This window comes from Limnospira sp. PMC 289.06 (genome assembly GCF_032350395.1).
Classification (GTDB): Bacteria; Cyanobacteriota; Cyanobacteriia; order Cyanobacteriales; family Microcoleaceae; genus Limnospira; species Limnospira platensis.
Map to the genome: position 1 here is coordinate 1 of NZ_JARPLC010000603.1, position 237 is coordinate 237.

Genomic DNA, 237 nt, shown 5'->3' on the forward strand with positions numbered 1-237 from the left:
AAGGCAAGCCTTGGTTAAGTCGGCTCTCGAACCTGAATGGGAATCGAGATTTGAAAGCACAAGCTATGGGTTCCGTCCCGGACGGTCAGCCCAAGATGCAATAGCACGAATTTACTCAAGTATCAACAAGGGTGAATATTATGTACTCGATGCTGATATAGCAAAATGTTTTGACCGAATAAACCATGATTACCTACTGTCCAAAATTCATTGTCCAAGCTGCCTAAAAAGAGACCC

Annotated in this window: 1 protein-coding gene; it reads left to right on the forward strand. The window is 43.5% G+C overall.

All coding sequences use genetic code 11. The features are described from left to right. On the forward strand, positions 1-237 hold a 237-nt coding region (locus tag P5674_RS26405; protein WP_315670543.1), incomplete at both ends, for a reverse transcriptase domain-containing protein.